Origin of the sequence: Cerasibacillus terrae (genome assembly GCF_008039555.1) — a bacterium.
Lineage (GTDB): Bacteria > Bacillota > Bacilli > Bacillales > Amphibacillaceae > Cerasibacillus > Cerasibacillus terrae.
This window is the reverse complement of record NZ_VDUW01000006.1, coordinates 58,260-76,195: the sequence shown is the minus strand read 5'-3', so window position 1 is coordinate 76,195 and position 17,936 is coordinate 58,260. Positions and strand designations below refer to the sequence as shown.

General features: G+C 34.1%; 20 protein-coding genes. 7 read left to right on the top strand and 13 right to left on the bottom strand.

Annotated features, from left to right (window positions below; all coding sequences use genetic code 11):
- Positions 1–46: 46 nt before the first annotated feature.
- Positions 47–1,222, top strand: coding sequence for a M20 metallopeptidase family protein (locus tag FHP05_RS09905; protein ID WP_147667810.1), 1,176 nt, complete (start codon positions 47–49; stop codon positions 1,220–1,222).
- 79 nt (positions 1,223–1,301) lie between these two features.
- Here the strand turns inward: FHP05_RS09905 and FHP05_RS09900 are convergent, their stop codons facing one another.
- Positions 1,302–2,519 (bottom strand): ABC transporter permease, encoded by a 1,218-nt coding sequence (locus FHP05_RS09900; RefSeq protein WP_147667808.1) that lies wholly within the window; start codon positions 2,517–2,519, stop codon positions 1,302–1,304.
- A complete protein-coding gene (locus FHP05_RS09895) occupies positions 2,512–3,255 on the bottom strand; it encodes an ABC transporter ATP-binding protein (protein ID WP_147667806.1) in 744 nt (247 codons plus the stop codon). Before FHP05_RS09895 ends, FHP05_RS09900 begins: the two co-directional genes overlap by 8 nt.
- 588 nt (positions 3,256–3,843) lie before the next feature.
- On the opposite strand from FHP05_RS09895, the gene FHP05_RS09890 reads away from it, so the two are divergent.
- The 3 genes from FHP05_RS09890 (at position 3,844) to FHP05_RS09880 (ending at position 5,607) form a co-directional block, all read left to right on the top strand.
- Positions 3,844–4,272, top strand: coding sequence for an HIT family protein (locus FHP05_RS09890; RefSeq protein ID WP_147667804.1), 429 nt, complete (start codon positions 3,844–3,846; stop codon positions 4,270–4,272).
- 144 nt (positions 4,273–4,416) lie between these two features.
- Positions 4,417–4,938 (top strand): tryptophan transporter, encoded by a 522-nt coding sequence (locus FHP05_RS09885; RefSeq protein WP_147667802.1) that lies wholly within the window; start codon positions 4,417–4,419, stop codon positions 4,936–4,938.
- Between the two features lie 297 nt (positions 4,939–5,235).
- Positions 5,236–5,607: a YtxH domain-containing protein gene (locus FHP05_RS09880; RefSeq protein WP_147667615.1), complete on the top strand. Its 372-nt coding sequence runs from the start codon at positions 5,236–5,238 to the stop codon at positions 5,605–5,607.
- 105 nt (positions 5,608–5,712) lie between these two features.
- Here FHP05_RS09880 and FHP05_RS15365 read toward each other — a convergent pair whose 3' ends face one another.
- The 6 genes from FHP05_RS15365 to FHP05_RS09860 all read right to left on the bottom strand — a co-directional run bounded on the left by FHP05_RS15365 (position 5,713) and on the right by FHP05_RS09860 (position 9,965).
- On the bottom strand, positions 5,713–5,874 hold the full coding sequence (locus FHP05_RS15365; protein WP_191126315.1) for a hypothetical protein: 162 nt from the start codon (positions 5,872–5,874) through the stop codon (positions 5,713–5,715).
- A gap of 67 nt (positions 5,875–5,941) precedes the next feature.
- Complete coding sequence (locus tag FHP05_RS15360; protein WP_191126314.1) at positions 5,942–6,082, bottom strand: hypothetical protein; 141 nt, start codon at positions 6,080–6,082, stop codon at positions 5,942–5,944.
- A gap of 80 nt (positions 6,083–6,162) precedes the next feature.
- Complete coding sequence (locus tag FHP05_RS09875; protein ID WP_147667613.1) at positions 6,163–7,095, bottom strand: glycine betaine ABC transporter substrate-binding protein; 933 nt, start codon at positions 7,093–7,095, stop codon at positions 6,163–6,165.
- Positions 7,096–7,162: 67 nt separating this feature from the next.
- Positions 7,163–8,008 (bottom strand): ABC transporter permease, encoded by an 846-nt coding sequence (locus FHP05_RS09870; RefSeq protein WP_407923434.1) that lies wholly within the window; start codon positions 8,006–8,008, stop codon positions 7,163–7,165.
- Positions 8,008–9,198 (bottom strand): quaternary amine ABC transporter ATP-binding protein, encoded by a 1,191-nt coding sequence (locus FHP05_RS09865; protein ID WP_147667608.1) that lies wholly within the window; start codon positions 9,196–9,198, stop codon positions 8,008–8,010. Before FHP05_RS09865 ends, FHP05_RS09870 begins: the two co-directional genes overlap by 1 nt.
- Before the next feature lie 446 nt (positions 9,199–9,644).
- Positions 9,645–9,965, bottom strand: a complete 321-nt coding sequence (locus FHP05_RS09860; RefSeq protein WP_147667605.1) for a DUF1878 family protein — start codon at positions 9,963–9,965, stop codon at positions 9,645–9,647.
- Between the two features lie 239 nt (positions 9,966–10,204).
- On the opposite strand from FHP05_RS09860, the gene FHP05_RS09855 reads away from it, so the two are divergent.
- Both FHP05_RS09855 and FHP05_RS09850 read left to right on the top strand, forming a co-directional pair.
- Entirely contained in the window at positions 10,205–10,390 is a 186-nt protein-coding gene (locus FHP05_RS09855; protein WP_147667602.1) for a hypothetical protein, read from the top strand.
- A 153-nt stretch (positions 10,391–10,543) separates the two neighbouring features.
- Positions 10,544–11,419 (top strand): peptidylprolyl isomerase, encoded by an 876-nt coding sequence (locus FHP05_RS09850; protein WP_147667598.1) that lies wholly within the window; start codon positions 10,544–10,546, stop codon positions 11,417–11,419.
- 58 nt (positions 11,420–11,477) lie between these two features.
- Here the strand turns inward: FHP05_RS09850 and FHP05_RS09845 are convergent, their stop codons facing one another.
- The 5 genes from FHP05_RS09845 to FHP05_RS09825 form a co-directional block, all read right to left on the bottom strand.
- A complete protein-coding gene (locus FHP05_RS09845) occupies positions 11,478–11,651 on the bottom strand; it encodes a sporulation YhaL family protein (protein ID WP_147667595.1) in 174 nt (57 codons plus the stop codon).
- A 107-nt stretch (positions 11,652–11,758) separates the two neighbouring features.
- On the bottom strand, positions 11,759–12,724 hold the full coding sequence (gene yhaM / locus FHP05_RS09840) for a 3'-5' exoribonuclease YhaM (protein ID WP_147667592.1): 966 nt from the start codon (positions 12,722–12,724) through the stop codon (positions 11,759–11,761).
- Between the two features lie 34 nt (positions 12,725–12,758).
- Positions 12,759–13,295, bottom strand: coding sequence for a GbsR/MarR family transcriptional regulator (locus FHP05_RS09835; RefSeq protein ID WP_230973980.1), 537 nt, complete (start codon positions 13,293–13,295; stop codon positions 12,759–12,761).
- Positions 13,296–13,390: 95 nt separating this feature from the next.
- Positions 13,391–16,354: an ATP-binding protein gene (locus FHP05_RS09830; RefSeq protein ID WP_147667587.1), complete on the bottom strand. Its 2,964-nt coding sequence runs from the start codon at positions 16,352–16,354 to the stop codon at positions 13,391–13,393.
- A gap of 10 nt (positions 16,355–16,364) precedes the next feature.
- Positions 16,365–17,591: a metallophosphoesterase family protein gene (locus FHP05_RS09825; protein ID WP_147667584.1), complete on the bottom strand. Its 1,227-nt coding sequence runs from the start codon at positions 17,589–17,591 to the stop codon at positions 16,365–16,367.
- A gap of 144 nt (positions 17,592–17,735) precedes the next feature.
- Here FHP05_RS09825 and FHP05_RS09820 point away from each other — a divergent pair, with 144 nt between their 5' ends.
- On the top strand, positions 17,736–17,921 hold the full coding sequence (locus FHP05_RS09820) for a YhzD family protein (RefSeq protein WP_147667581.1): 186 nt from the start codon (positions 17,736–17,738) through the stop codon (positions 17,919–17,921).
- Positions 17,922–17,936 lie beyond the last annotated feature (15 nt).

Genomic DNA, 17,936 nt, shown 5'->3' with positions numbered 1-17,936 from the left:
TTTATTATATTTTAATATATACAAATTTTAAAGGGGGAAAGGCAGCATGTTTGAGAATATAAAACAAGCGATTGATCGGGCCTATAATGAAATGGTAGAAATTCGCCGGTATTTACATCAACATCCAGAACTTTCCTTTAAGGAAGTAAAAACGGCAGCATATATTGTTGACTTTTATAAAAGATTAAATATTCCCTTCAAAGAAAAAGTGGGTGGAAACGGTATTATTGCAACATTAAAAGGCGGGAACCCAGGTAAAACGATTGCCCTTAGAGCAGATTTTGATGCACTTCCAATTCATGATGAGAAAGATGTTCCATATCGCTCTAAAGTAGATGGAATCATGCATGCATGCGGACATGATGGGCATACCGCAACCCTTCTGATGCTTGCAAAAGTGTTAAATGATTTTCAAAGTGAACTTCCGGGGACTGTTGTATTTTTACATCAACACGCAGAAGAATTCAGCCCAGGTGGAGCCAAGCCAATCATTGAATCAGGAGAGCTGGATCATGTAGATGCTTTTTTTGGAACACATCTATGGTCTGTTACCCCACTTGGTCATATTGAAACATCGAAAAATGTTCTCATGGCTGGTGCAGATCGTTTTCAAATTATATTACAAGGTCAAGGTGGCCATGGTTCTGCACCACATGAAACAAAAGATGCGATTGCTATCGGTGCACAGCTTGTCACACAACTCCAACACATTGTAAGTCGTAAAATTAATCCATTACAAACAGCTGTCATTTCCATCGGTAAATTCCAAGCTGGAAGTGCATTCAATGTGATTGCAGATAAAGCATTATTACAAGGAACCGTCCGCTATCTAGATACCTCTATGCAACATAAAGTTATCGAGGAAATGGAAAGGACAATAAAAGGAGTTTGTTTAGCAAATGATATCACCTATGAATTCGAATACAATAAAGGATATCCGCCATTAATGAACCACGAAAAAGAAGCAGAACTAATTTTAGCTACAAAGGATAGTGTAGAAGACATTACAGAAATGAATGAAATTGAACCGAAAATGGCTAGCGAAGATTTCGCTTATTATCTATTGGAAAAACCAGGTGCATTTTTCTTTACCGGTGCGATGAAAGAAAAGGACATCTACCCACACCACCATCCTAAATTTGACTTTGATGAAAGAGCGATGCCTATTGCAGCAAAGACATTGATAAAAGCGTATTTAAATTACCAAGAACAACATGTATAACGTAAAGCTTCAATCAAACAGCCGGTTAATCTGCGATAAAAAACTCCGCCTCATTTTTTTACGGGCGGAGCTTTTTATTTTATACACTTATTTTTCGACGTACAAAATGATAAACAAATAAATAATGAAATATCATTCCCCCACCTATCATGATTCCAGCTTCTGGGGAGTTATTCATGAAAAGGAAAATAATCGTAAAAATAACGGTTTGAATGATACCCAATCGATTCATCCACCGTAATAAAGCTTGCTTCTTTTCAATCCGTTTGACGGGATATAAATCAAGCCATATATTGACTCGGTGATGGCGATATAATGCCATCATTTGGAAAAGATTCATGTACAAAAATAAAAAGGCAAAAATAAGTTTTAGCCAATTGATTGGGACAAAATAAATAAAAAGACCACCAATAATAATTAATCGAATATACATTCCTAAGAAATCACCGCTACGCAGAAACGTAATCCGATATAAAAAATCATACGTATAGCGTTGTTTAAACGGAATCATTTGGAGACAGATTGATACAAGCCAGTGCCGTTTTTTAATCCGATTTTTTAAATGTGGGACATCAGCAAACATATTCGCAATGCGGTAAAATGATTGCATATGATGTTGATCTTTATCAACTAATAATTGCCAATTTATATTGGAATATTTTCGTGATAAGGATAAGTCATATAAAAATACCCCAATAAATAAGAAAGTAAAAACACTAGCAAGTAGTAATTCTCCATCAATCACAAAATAAAAAGTAACTGCTGTTAATAAAAATCGAGTAATATAGTCAATGATACGAATGGTTTTATCTTGAATGCTTTGGATCCACCAGTTACTAAGTAAATTCCATCCTTTAAAAATGAGTAATACAACTAAGAATAGAAGATATGATTTTCCACTTCTTTCTGGAAAACTCGCAAAATAAAGTGGCCCAAAACCCGCAACAAGAATAAACACTACATATAATTGAACAAGATAGCTATAGATTAATGCCCTTTGAAAATATGCCCCCATTTTATGTTCAGCAACAATTAGAAACACGAGGTCAGGTTCTTTTAATAATGTACGAACTGGACTGTAATTAGCAATTAAGCCAAACACAATAGCCATAATGGTAGCAGTTGGAAAATGTTCTGGTAATTCTAATAACCATTGCTGATAAAAGTAAGCAAATGCCGCAATAAAGAAAAACAAAGCAACCGCAATATGCCCATTAAAAATGTAGCGTAAATAGCGCGACATTTCTTTTATATGTTGTGATAATCTTTCTTTAAAAAAAGACGCTGCATCAAACATTGGAATCTTCCTTTGTTAACTGAACATAAATATCGTCTAATGTTGCATCCAGCATATCAAATTCCATTTGTAACTCTTTTAATGTCCCCTGGGCGCGAATTTTTCCATCATGTAAAATAATAAAACGATCACAATACCGTTCAGCCGTTGCCAATATATGGGTAGACATTAAAATCCCTGCCCCCTGCTCTTTCATATCTGTCATTAACTGCAGATAGGAACGAATACCAAGTGGGTCTAAACCAACAAATGGTTCATCAACAATATATAAAGAAGGTTTTATTAAAAAGGCACACATAATCATCACCTTTTGTCGCATTCCTTTTGAAAAGTGAACTGGAAACCAGTGGAGCCTTTTTTCCATCCGAAATTCCTTTAATAATGGTTCTAATCTTTCTTCAAAGATTTTTTTGGGAATATCATAGGCCATTGCTGTTAGTCGCAAATGTTCATACAATGTTAATTCATCATAAAGAATCGGAACTTCCGGAATGTAAGCCATTTTTGTTCGATAGTTTTCTGGATCGTTCTGTAGTGTCTTTCCTTGGATCGTAATTTCTCCTTGTTTTGCTTGCATCAAGCCAATTATATGTTTAATGGTTGTGCTTTTTCCAGCACCATTTAAGCCAATCAATCCAACAATTTCATTGGGATAAATATCAAATGATAGTCCGTGCAATACATTTTTATGTGTATATCCACCATGCAGATTCTCAATATGCAATAACGAATCCAAAAAAATCCCTCCCGATTATGAATATCTATATCAAATTTTACCATTATCAACATAAAAACACCAAAAGAAGATAAGTTGATGAATTTGAACTGCTCGTTTGTATAAGTATCTGAACATTGGTTCGTTGTTTATTTTACTCTAATATATTCACTTATACATCCCATTCAGTTGTTTATTAGATAACAATAACCTCTTCTTATGAATAAAATCATACCCCTTGGCCAATAATACATAAGGAAGAATGCAGATGAATATTCACCTAATTTAAAAATGAGGTGATTCCCATCGACAAGCTACTAATTTAACCCTTTTTACAGAAATCATCCTGCCGCAAAGGATGCTGTTAGAACGGTTAATTTTAATGTTTGATTTGTAATGAAAGAAGAATCTTTACAAAAAAAACACTCTCTTTGTTGACATCTACATTCTTCACAACTCAGGTATGGCCTCGTGTCATACCTGTTTTATTTTTATCGCAGGTTAACTGACTTTTAAGACCCCACTGATTAAAGTTTCACTTTATTGATTTTGACATGCTTCCCTTACATGATTACAATATATATAATAATCAAAAGGGAGATGAAGTATATGGAACATAAGGATTGTATTTTTTGTAAAATTATCAATGGTGAACTACCATCCGCAAAAGTATTTGAAGATGAACACGTTTACGCATTTCTAGATATTAGTCAAGTAACAAAAGGCCATACATTAGTCATCCCAAAAACACATACGAAAAATATTTATGAAACACCAGAAGATGTCGCCAAAGAGTTATTTGCCAAAGTTCCTCTAATCGCCAATGCTATTAAAAAAACCTATCAACCTCTTGGTATGAATTTAGTAAATAATAATGAACCAATCGCAGATCAAACTGTTTTTCATTTACATCTTCATCTCATACCACGTTATGGGGATGAAGACGGGTTTAAATCAAATTGGACATCCCATAGTGACGAGTATTCAGCTGATAACTTACAAGAAATCGCGAAAGAAATTAAACAGCATATAAGATAATAAGGATTCACATATTTTCTGAAAATATGTACTTTTTATTTTTAGAAAACTTTGCTATACTTAAGGTATGTTTCGCAATTGACGATGAGCGTACAATTGGAAACAAATAAAAAGAGCTAGAAGAGTTGAGGAGAGATGAGTCAAATGAAGATAAAAGATTTGGTTATTTTATCATTATTAGTAGGAATTGGTGCGGTTTTACATGCTGTCATTCCACCTATTTTATTCGGGATGAAGCCAGATATGCTATTATCAATGATGTTTCTAGGGATTATACTGTTTCCTAAGCCGAATTATGTGTTGGTACTGTCGCTTGTTACTGGGGCTGTATCTGCTTTAACAACAGGCATGCCTGGGGGACAAATTGCAAATGTAATTGATAAGCCAGTTACAGCATTTGTATTTTTAGGATTGTTTTTACTTATTAGAAACAGAATAAACATCAATATTAGTGCACCACTATTAACTGGTATTGGAACAATTGTGAGTGGTTCTGTATTTTTAATTGTTGTATTGTTTATTCTGAATGTCATGGAAGGGGCATTTATTCCACTGCTTATTGGAATTGTTCTACCTGCAGCAGTAGTTAATACAATCATTATGGTCATTGTCTACCCTATCGCTAATAGTATTCAAAAGCGCATGAACCCGATGACAGTTCAATAAATACAGGGGGCTATATCCCCAGATAATTGTTCATATCTACAAAGTATAATCTAGTAGGATAGTCAATTGACTTGCTGCCCATCCCCCACTTTAAATTCTTGAAGTGGGGGTTTTACAGCCAGTTAACCTGTGATATATTAATTATAAGAGGTTTGGTAAATTTAAAACCTCTGACTATTTTGTCAGAGGTTTTTCTAGATTTTATTCCCTTTGCACTTTTTGATGAGAAAAAAGTTGAACATGTATACTACAACATGGTATTTTTAAAATAGAGACCATTGGAAGGGGGCATTTTTAATGTCAAGAGGAAAAGCAGTATTATTTGGTTTCTTTGTTGGCGGTGTAGTGAGCGCTAGTGCAACACTACTAAGTACACCAGCATCAGGGAAAAACCTTCGTATGCAAATTCGTAACCAAACAATGGAGTGGAAGGAACTTTTAGAAGGTTTAAAGCGTGATGGTTTACGTATAAAAAATCAATTAGCAAAAACATCAAAAGAAAGTACAGTACTAATTAAAGATTTAACGAAAGATATGAAAAACTCAGTGGTTGCGTGGAAAGAATCAGTCGAACCACATCAGAAAAATATTAAAGACTATCTAGAGCAAATCGAGCTAAGTTTAAAAGAGCTAGAAGATAAAGTCAAAAACAACAACGTTAAAGCATAGTAAAAAATGGCTAATCATTCCATTGATTAGTCATTTTTTATTTCAAATTATTCGAGGATGAATTCAAGGATGAAATAGTATTTTTCCTTAGGTTAGTTTTATTGCTTATTCGAAACCAAAACCATCTGTTCGGCAATTTAAAGAAATCGGGCAAATAGCAGTATCCCGCGTTACTGTTTTTACGATTTTGCACGATTGCGGGCACGCGGGAACATCCAGCGTTACCGTTTTTACGATTTTACCACTATTGCGGGCACGCGGGAACATCCACCGTTACCATTTTTATGATTTTGCCGCCATTGCGGGCACGCGGGAACATCCACCGTTACCATTTTTATGATTTTGCCGCCATTGCGGGCACGCGGGAACATCCACCGTTACCGTTTTTACAATTTTGCCGCCATTGCGGGCACGCGGGAACATCCACCGTTACCGTTTTTACAATTTTGCCGCCATTGCGGGCACGCGGGAGCACAGAATCTCATTCTTCAACATCAAAAAAAATCCGGTAAGCAAGAGATGAACACTCCCGCTTACCGGATTTTTAACTTTCAATTATTCTTTCGGTTCTAAATCTTCAATGGAATCGATATCCATATATTTTGGAACAACTAAGCCAATTTTTGCACCTTCAAGGTTTTCTCCAAGGTCTTCTAAATCGTCTTGATATTGTTCATATAAATCACCATGTGTACCTGGTAGCCAAGCTGCAACCATACCATCTGCTTCGCCGCCTGCAACTGCTTGCCACATAACGGCATTATCGACAGGAGTAAGTGTTACATCGAATCCTAGGTTTTCTAAAACATGTCCTACAACATTTGTAGAAGCAACTTCAGAATCCCACTCCACATAAACAAGTTCGATTTCTTCTCCATCTACTTCTTCTACACCGTCTGTCCACTCTTCTACTTTATCTGCATTGTCCTCAACCCAAGTAGCTGCAGATTCAGCTGGGTCTGCACCTTCTGACACTTCAAGCATAACTTCTTCCATATCTTCCGTAGTCCAGTTGAATTGGTCAAGTAATTTATATGCATTTGGCATATCTTCTTCTAGGCCTTCACGAACCATTGTATTAATTGTTTCTTCATCACCATAAACACCTTTTGGATCTTCTAAATATTTTAAATCATATTTAGCGAATTTCCAGTGTGGTGTCCAACCAGTAACAAAGATTGGTTCTTCTTTATCATAAGCTTCTCCCAATGCAGTTGCCATTGCACCACTAGAAGATGCTTGTACTTCCCAACCTTTTAAGTTCTCATATTCTTCTACAGCTTTTTCTGTAGCTTTAAATACACCAGCACCAGGCTCAATACCTGTTATAGCGTAATCTACTTCTTCACCATAGTTCACGTCACCATTATCAGCATTATCTTTTGTTTTTTCTGTTGCTTCACCATCATCAGATCCACAACCTGCAACAACTAGTGATAAAGATAGTCCTGCTACTATTCCTAAACGTTTCCAGTTAAATTTAACCAAAATGTATACTCTCCTTTTAATCATAATAAATATATAGGAACTTTCCCTTTTTCTTGGAAAAGATACCTTACATGTTTTCCTTTTTAGAACTCGATTGTGTCAAACGATCAATAATAATCGCTAAAATAACAATACCAATACCTGCTACAAATCCTGGTCCAACTTGAGCACGTTGAAGGGCAGATAATACTTCTCTACCTAATCCTGGTGCACCAATCATAGAAGCGGTAACTACCATGGATAGTGCTAACATAACCGTTTGGTTAATCCCCGCACTAATCGTCGCTTTTGCCATTGGAAGTTCTACTTTAAATAATTTCTGTGCTCCTGTGCTTCCAAAGGCATCCGATGCTTCCACCAATTCTTTAGAAACTTGACGAATCCCAAGATTTGTGAATCGTACAGTTGGCGGAGAAGCAAAGATTAAAGAGGCAAACACCCCCGGAACCATCCCGATACCAAAGAATGCAACGGCAGGAATTAAATAAACAAAGGCTGGCATTGTCTGCATAAAGTCAAGAATAGGTGTAATAATTGTCTCAGCTATCTTACTTTTAGCCATTAAAATACCCACCGGAATTCCAATGATAACAGATAATGCACTGGCAATCAAAACAAGCACTAGTGTGTTCATTAAGTGCTCCCATAAACCTTGGTTATAAATTAGCCATAAACCCACAATTGAAAATGCAGCTAAACCAAATTTCTTCCCTGATAAAAAGAAAGCTAAAACTGCTATAATTAATATAAAAATAATTGGCGGTATAACCATCAATTGCGCGGTCAAAAATTCCATCAAAGAACCAAAATTATCTTTGATAAAATCAAATAAGAATGCAAATTTGTCTGTCACCCATTTTGTAAAATCTGTTGTCCAATCTGAAATAGGTATTTCTGGTATAAAATCTAACATCATTCATTCACCCCACTATTTCCGGCTAATGCTGCGATTACAGCACCACGTACAATGATTCCTACTAACCTATCATTTTCTACAACAGCTACCGGGATGGGAGAACCGTTAATAATATCAAATATTTCATTCATTGGTGTATCTTTCATTGCTTTCGGTATATCTGTACGGAGTATTTCTTGTAAATCTTTTATGTCATCTTTTATAGCTTGTGAAGCATCATCAGCTGTTACATAACCTTGTAGAATTCGTTTAGAATCAACTACTAATATACTAGAAATCCCTTCTTTACTCATTCTTTCCAATGCCACTCGTGGACCATGTTTTTCAATATTAATTGTTTCTGGACGTTTCATAATATGCTCTGCAGTTAACACTTTAGAGCGATCCACATCTTCCACGAATTTTTCTACATAATCATTTGCAGGATTGACTAATATTTCTTCTGGTGTTCCAATTTGTACAATGGAACCATCCCGCATTAGGGCAATTCTGTCACCCATCTTTAATGCTTCATTCAAATCATGTGTAATGAAGATAATTGTTTTTTGCATAGTTGATTGAAGATCAATCAATTCATCTTGCATATCTTTACGAATTAAAGGATCTAAAGCTGAAAAGGCTTCATCCATCAATAGCACTTCTGGATCATTTGCTAATGCACGTGCTAGTCCCACACGTTGTTGCATCCCACCAGATAACTGTTCAGGCTTCTGTTCTAAATAACTACCAAGCCCAACTAACTCTAGTGCTTTTGTTGCCTTTTCTTGTCGTTCTTCTTTTGGCACCTTCTGAATTTCTAAACCAAATTCAGCATTTTCCAAAATTGTTCGGTTTGGAAACAAGGCAAATTTTTGGAAAACCATACTCATCTTCTTACGGCGTACTTCACGAAGGGCTTTTTTATCCATTTCTGATAAATTTTCACCGTTAACATAAATATTTCCTTGTGTTGGTTCGATTATTCTGTTTAATAAACGAACAAGGGTTGATTTACCACTTCCGGATAACCCCATGATAACAAAGATTTCTCCCTCTTCAACTGAGAAACTTGCCCGATTTACACCTACCGTCTGTCCTGTCTCTTGTAATATTTCTTCTTTTGACTTCCCTTGATCTAATAGCTCTATTGCTTGTTTGGGATGCCGACCAAATACTTTAGTCAAATTTTCTACTTCAATAATCGGCACGTAATTCACTCCTTTAATAGTCTTTCATGTTTTATCGTGCCATCAAAAATGATAAATCCTAAATAGATTATTCTATATTAATTAAAAGAAATCATTTTTCCACAATAAAAACATTCATTTGTCCGACAAAAATTAGCTACTTTAAAACTATAAAGGTTTTATAGTAATCTATCAAACTGTATATAAAGTAATTAGAGCTTGTTTATTACGTAAAGTTTATTCTGTACAAACTTTATGTACTGTTTTCTTATAAATGCTTTCATTTACTTGCATATGCTTTATTACAATTATATTTCAAAGGGTTTTTATCTATTTTTCATATAATATGTGGAAAAAGGGCATATTTTCTTGAGGGCATCTCATAAATAATGGGTGAAAATGGTTTTTTATCCATTCGTGTAGAAGTAAATCGTTTAAAGCGAGGGCTTGTCCGTTTCCTCGCTATATTATTTCCTTTGAAGAAGTGAGAGGAATTCATTCATAAGATTCGGATAATACCCTTCTTTATGTAGGGCATCAATCATTTGATTGGGATCTAGCTTTTCGTTTAGCATACCAGCAAATTGAATAAGTAAAGAGGAGAAATCTAATAAACCTTCTGCTTTTTGTTTTTCATATTCGTCATTTAATCTATGAACAAATTGCATAAATTCATGATATTCGATTTCCGATAGGTCTTTTTCAATAATAATTTTTGTTAGTGGGTATTTATCCATGTCAATTAATTTGTTTATTAATTGTAAATGAAATGCCGTCCTATCCCTCATCAAATCACCCCACCGTTCATCAGTTATTTCAATTTACAAAAAGTAATGTTACTATATAGTATAACATGTTATACATAGAAAGTGATGACCAAACTCCATGCCGAATATTTCTTCAATTAAATACAGTCTTCTGAAATTTTTTATTGTTTTTCTCTGTTCAGTATGCCAATACTTTGTTACAGTTAAAGAGAGTTCATTTTACGCAAGACGAAGGGGCGTTGGTTTAGGGGGGATAGATTATGAACATTATATTTCCTATTTATGGCTTTATTATATTGTTTATTTTCAATGCTTTAACATATAAATTTTGTACCAAATTAAAGTTAACAAAGTACCGACAGGATAAGATGTTTCGTTTTACGAATATTATTGTTCTAATTCTTTTAGTAACTTCTTATGTAAAGGTACTTAATGCAATGATTTGAATTCATTCATCTATTGCTATGAATGATGTAGCATGTTTCCATATAAAATAATGAGATATACGAACCATCGAAAAGTATGATTTTACGTAAAAATATGTTATATTTAATGGTAGCAATTTGGATAAAGCTATACAGATGATTAGGAGTGTTTAAATGAAGAAAATAGCAATCGCAGCAACAATCAGTGCTGGCTTACTTGTATCTGGATGTAATACAGGTTCAGGTGATGTCGTTATCGAATCAAAAGCTGGAGATATTACAAAGGATGAATTTTATACAGAGATGAAAAACTCCATCGGGGATCAAGTTCTTCAACAAATGATGCTTGAGAAAATTTTGGAAAAAGAATATGACGTGGAAGATAAAGAAGTAGATAAACAAGTAAAAGAAATGAAAGATGAATTGGGCGAACAATTTGAAATGGTTCTGCAGCAACAAGGTATTCAAGATGAAGAACAACTAAAAGAACAACTTCATGTTAGTTTGCTATATGAAGAAGCAATGTTCGGTGATGTAGAAATTCCTGATAAAGAATTAAAAGAACAATATAAACGCATGAAAACAGAAGTAAAAGCAAGTCATATTCTGGTGAGTGATGAAAAAGAAGCAAAAGATATTAAAAATAAATTAGATGATGGTGCTGATTTTGCTAAATTAGCAAAAGAACACTCCTCTGATGGCTCTAGTGAAAATGGTGGAGATCTTGGTTGGTTTTCAACTGGAGAAATGGTCCCACAATTTGAAGATGCCGTATTCAATATGAAAAAAGGCGAAATTAGTGACCCGGTTAAATCTGAATTCGGTTACCATATTATCCTTTTAGAAGACAAGCGTGATAAAGAAGAAGATATTGGTTCATTTGAAGATAATAAAGAAATGATTAAGAACGACTTAAGAAATCAAAAAGTAGACACCGAAGCAAAATTAAAAGAATTACTAGATAATGCTAAAATCGAAGTAAAAGACGAGCAATTCGAAGGACTATTCGATACAGCAGACCCAGAAATGGAAGAAGATGCACAAGGTTAATGCAAAGAAACAGGTATGTAGATGAATCCATCTACATACCTGCTTTTTTATTAAACCTTTAGGAACGTTTCTTTCTTTCTTCTTCCAATCGCTCCATATAAATATTCCCCTCTTCTTCAATGAAATGCTGTTCTAATTTTCTTTCGGCTTGCATTGCCCGAAATGCCATATATCCACTAATAAATATGAAGCAAATGACAATAATAATCCACCAAGGTACACCTAAAACCACAGTAAACACCCCTTGTCCACTCTTTTCTATTAAATATATGTATGAAATAAGAAAAGATGACCATAAAAATGGGAAAATAAAAAGGATGAAAGTGAATTCACCCTTTGTTATTTCTTCATAATCGTATAATTAGGTTCAAATGTCGGTTTATAAAAGGAGCGATTATCCATTGGGAATAGTCGTTCGGTAAACTCACCTGGCTCCACATGTTCTAATGCACGATTTAACATATTCATCTTCGCGTCCATCAAGTCAATCAGATGGAGTATTTCTGCCTCTCGAATTAGTGGTGGTCTTGGGCTGCCCCACTCCGCTTTCCCATGATGACTAAGTACAAGATGTTGTAAAATGATAACCTCTTCTCCTTCTATGTTTAATTCATTGGCAATCTGACCGATTTCCTCTACCATCAGTGGAATATGGCCAATCAATTTCCCTTGCAATGTATACGATGTTGTAACAAGACCAGATAATTCTTTCACCTTGCCTAAATCATGTAAAATAATTCCTGCATATAGTAAATCTTTATTTAGCTCTGGATACAATTTACAAATTTCTCGTGCTAATGCTAGCATGCTCGTAATATGATGTGCTAAACCAGATACATATGCATGGTGATTGGACACGGCTGCAGGGAATGTTAAAAGTTCCTCTTTATATTTTGTTATAAAAGCTCGAGTAATTTCTTGCACATTCAAATTTTGCATTTCAAGAACAGCTGCCTTTAACCTGTCAAACAAAACTTCTTTTTCAACTGGTGCCTTTTCTACAAAATCTGCAATATGTACACCGTCTGTTTCTTCAGAAGGACGAATGGAGTAAATCTTTAACTGTGCTTTGCCGCGAAATTGTGTAATTTCACCAGTCAAATAAATGATAACTTCTGCTTGATATAGTTTCATATCTTCTGGTCTTGCATCCCATAATTTCGCTTCTATTTCCCCTGATGTATCTCGAAGAATTAATGTTAAAAAATCTTTTCCGGTACTTGTTACTCCCTTTGTCATTTCCTTAATTAACATGAATCCAGAGAATTTATCCCCTACTTGATAGTTTTTAATTCCGTTTTGCACATTCTCTTCCTCCCTCGTTTATCCGTATAACACATCACTTGACTTTCGGGATAAAGTCAAAAATCTTTCCTGTTTCAATTACTTCAATAAATTGCATCAACCATTGATAGTATTTTTTTGCATATTGAATTCGTTCAATATCTTTATCTATTTTCTCCTTGAGAGATGCATCTGTTATTTCTTCTTGTAATGCATGCAGTGACTGAATCGTTTCCTTTGCTTCCAGTATATTCATCTCCGTATGTTTGCGCCAGTGAATTCCAAACAAGGAAGTAAATGATTTATACCAATCTTCTTCTGCTTGATACAAGTTTTTACGAATCCCTCTTTTAAATGTTGTCTCCACCATATTTATATCAGATAATGAGCGCACACCAGTAGACATGCTTGTTTTACTCATATCTAAGGCCTGTCCCAATTCATCTAATGTCATCGGCTCATCTGAAAAATATAACACTCCAAATAGTCTACCAACAGATGGAGTTATGTCATAAAGCTTCATATTTTTAGCAATTGCTCGAATAAATTTTTCTGAAATATATTCATATTTCTCCCATTCTTGTTGTTGCAACAAAGAAATCCCATTACAGAATTTTAAGGTTATATCAATCTGTAACAGGTTCCACCTCCTTTCACCTATTACTTTACTCTTCAGTTTATCATGGATTATGGTGTAACGCGAACCACATTTAATAAATCTACCTTATTTTCGGACGCTATATTTTCCAAAATTTCCTGTTTACATGTGAAAAATATAATTTGTTTCTTTTTCGAAATAGACGTTAAAATTGGTAAAATACGGTTTAAACGTGTGGAATCAAAATGAACAAAGGCATCATCAATAATAAATGGGAGTTGATGCTTTTCTCCCATGACTTCACCAATAGCCAGTCGTAGGGAAACATAAAGTTGATCAATTGTACCTTGAGATAATTCATGAACAGAAAATTTTATTCTTTGGCTCGTTTCAACTAAAAATGGCTGTTTATCCGTTGGAGCAATGATTCTTTGATATTTATGATCTGTTATATAAGAAAAATAGTTAGTTGCTTGTTCAAGTACATCTTGTAAATACTTTTCTTTATATAATTGTTTTGTTTCACGTAACATTGCTTGAGCCGTCTTTAAAATTGACCATCGCTTGGAAAGGACAGATAATTGTTCTTTCTCCATCTGCAAGCGGTGGATTAATTTCGAATATGATTCAGATGATTCTATTTTTTCCAGCTGTGCTTGATAGGTTGCAACGGCTTGCCTTTTTTCATTGAGCTTTTGTTCAATTACTAGAATGGTTTCTTTTTGCTCCTGTTGACAAACAAGAAGCCCTTGTTCTGTCTTATTTTCTAAGAGAAATAATTCCCATTCCGTCTTGGAAAAAATAGTTACAAACTGGGTATGAATTTGTTGAATCGTACTTTCAAACTCCTGTTTATTTTCTTTTTCCTTTGCACATTTATAAAACTCGTCCTCATCTTGAACATCGGCAAGATTAAACAATTTCCGTTGTTCTTCTTCATAGTGCAAAATATGTTCCTGAAGATGATGGATTTGTTTTTCCATTTCTTTCATAGTGTGATGATGATTTTCTAAATCTGTTTGATTTTTTTCATATTGTTCCACGATTTTTTCAAAAAAGGTTATAGCGTTGGAAACTGTTTCATTCTCTGCTTGGTTCATTTTAAATCCAAGTTCCCTAACATTCTTTTCAAAGTATTGTTTTTCTTTCTCTTTTTTCTTTCGTTTTTCTTCCGTTTTCTCTATTTCAGAAGCCTCTCCAATGAGACGCTTAATAGAGTGGTATAATGTAGGCCAGTCTTCTACTTTTACTTCCATTAAAAACGGGTATGTTTCTTGTTCTTTTCCAATTTGTTTGTCTAATTGTTGTTCTTTTATTTTCCAGTTCGTATATTGTTCTTGCAGTAATTGGTATTTAATATTTAATGTGTTTAATCTTTCTTGAAGATTTGTTAAACGTAATTGATTCTCATCATCTTGTGTTAAACGATAACCAATTTCTTGACGTTTCTCTTTCGTTAATGGAGGTTCAGATGGATTCTCACTCCATGTAAATATTTCTTCTAAATTGGATACAGAATTTTTACCACTTACCCAAAAGAAGATAGCAATAACAGCTCCTACAATTGCCCCAGTTATAAAAATAAAAGAATGACTAATAAGAGCAATTATTCCACTAATCAATGCGAAACAGAGGCTAAGACTGATGGCAAAACGACTTTTCCTTTTTAGATGTTTTTTCTGATATTGTAACTTTTGTTGCTGTTTACCATATTCTTTTTCCATTTGTTTGAGAAGAGCTGTTTCTTGATCTCTTTGGAGTTTCTGTTCGAGATATACTCTCTCCTCTTTTGTTAAACTTGTTCGTTTTAATTGTTCTTTTTCTTGCTCTAGTTGCTTTATATTTTTCGTGATTGCTTGTTTTTCTAGTAACAATTGATTTCTTTCTGCAGTTATTTTTTCAAAAGTTTCTTTAATGGTTGCCCACGCTTTTTCTGTTTGGAATGGAAATGTTAGTGTGAATAAATCTTCTTTTGATATAGACAAATTCAAATAACTGATTTCCGTTTCTAAACGTACGTGTTGCTCTTGAATGATTTCTTGCAAGTCATTTATTTCTTGTAGCAAATAATCATATTGCGATGTTTTTCCAAGCAGTAATTTCATTTCGTTAATCAATGACATTTTCTTTTGTTCACTTTGTAATTGATCTATCTTTTTCTTTAATTCTTGTTTATTCTTTTTATAAATGGATAATTCACTTTGTAATGGTATGATTTTTTCTTTTAGATTTTGAAAACGATTCAAACCATCTTCTGGAAAAGGAATATGCTGCCTTAAACCTTTAAGCCCTTCTTTTGCTTGTTTATATGGATGAACAAATGGTAATGCTTGCTGTTTTCTTTCTATCAATAATAATTTTTCTTTTTCTTTTTGTAGGGTATGTTGTAAGTCGATGATTTCTTTTTTTGTTTGCTCAAGTGCTTCTTTTTGCTCACGATATTGGTTGATTTCTTTTTCCGCTTCCATCCGTTTTGCAGCCAATTGTTTAAGCAATGTTAATTGTTGATTAATCTTTGGTTTCGTCCCGTATGGTTTAAATAAATCGTTCATTTCCTGTTCCAGTTTTTTATCAACTGTATGTATATGTGTGGAACCTGTTAGGCCAATACTTAATAAAATCTCATTAATATTTTCTTCGTGTATGTTATGTATGGAGAGTAAATCTAAAGCAGAAAAGGAAAAGATGGATTGATACGTTTTGGCAGTCATTCCCTGTAAATACGTATTTAACCATTCTTCATCATGTTCGCCTTCTTTGGTATAGCAAATTGCCTTTCCATTTTGAACATTGTCTAATCTCTCAATGATAATTTCGCCAATTTCTTGGTCGATTATTGTTAGACGTCCCCCCATTTTACTGCTTGTTTTCGGACGATAAAATGCTCGTTCTTTCGGATATAATCCAAAGAGCATAAATAAAATAAACTTCTGTATAGTTGATTTTCCAGATTCATTTCTTCCATGAATACAGACAAAATTGTTATCAGTAAAGTCAAGTGAATAATCAACCCATTTTCCAAATCCATAGATAAAGGCTTGTTTTATTTTCAACGAATTCACCTCAGAACTGTCGATGTTTTAGCTGGAAGTAAAGTAATTCTTCTGCTTCCTTTTTTAGTTCTTGTTGTTGCTCTTTAGATAGTGATGATAAATATTTCCGTGCCTCACGGTGTAGATAAAGAGGTTCAATGTATTCTTCTAAATGAATATTTCTTGTAACATGCTCTAATTGATCTATAAATTGTTCCCCTTCTGTAGACAGACGAATGGCTTGATTCCCCTCTATTTTCCAATTAAAAATATAGCGCCAATCCGTTCTCTCACTATTCTGCTCATTGATTAATTCCATCATTTCAGTTAGCCTGTTATCTGTTTTCCATTCAATGAGTTCTACTTGATTTCCAATCATCGTAAGATCTATGAGATATGGCAAAAATCCAGTAAATTGTTTATCTATTTCAGTCATTATTTTCTCACCAAGCTTATGAATAGTTGACATACCTTCTACTTCAATTTGCATTTTTTCAAATTGGATCGCTTGCAATGGTATAAAAGAAAGTGTTGCTCCATTTTTTGTTAATTGAACATGGTAACATCCCTTTTCACCTGTTTCTTTTCGATTTCTTCCTTGGATATTACCAGGATAAATAATTGGTGGTTCTTTTTTTAATAGCTGTCTTTTATGGATATGTCCTAATGCCCAGTAATCAAAAGGTTTTCTTATAAGATCTTTGATTTGAAATGGTGCATACATATCATGATCTGTATTCGTTAATAAACTTCCATGTAACATAGCGATGTGAAAAGGTGTACTCGTTTCTTCTACCATAAATTCAGTTGCTTTATTATCAACAATCGCCCTGTTTTCATAACTAAAACCATAAATGGTTGCAGCTGGCTTATTATCTTTCTTGTAAATAGCATGACGAACTGTTTCATCTGGAAAAATAACGACATTATCCGGATATGTTATTGGATGAGGATTGCCACGAATAAAATCATGGTTTCCATAGGAGATATATACGGTTATTTCATGTTCTTTTAATTTCGTAAAGGCATTTCTTAGCTGTACTTGTGCTTTTAAGCTTTGTTTTTCATGATCAAATAAATCACCAACAAGAAGAAGAAAATCCACCTCTTTTCGGATGGCTACTTCGACTAGCCTATCCAATGCATGAAATGTACTTTTCTGAATTTGTTCTAAAATATGATCAGGTACATGTGCCAATCCTTGAAAAGGCGTATCTAAATGTAAATCTGCTGCATGAATAAAAGAAATTTTTTCCATATTCGTTCCCCTTTATATTTCATTATATTTAGTTTACCAAAAATTATATACGAATGCACGTTCGTAAGTGTGCGAAAACATTTCAAATTATTACAATTTATACTATAATATTGGTAAGCGATTTCAGGACAGGGGGAAAACATGATGAAAACATATGTATTAACAGTTTACGAAAAAAACGGAGAAAACTTACTAGACGAAACATTCGAAGCAGCAGATGATGAAAAAGCAAAAGAAATTGGAGAAAAAACATTGACGGAAAAGGGATATCAAGATCACACTTACCGTTGTGTCTCACCAGATGCTAAATTACTTTTATTTCATTCGTAGATTTTCTCAAAAAAA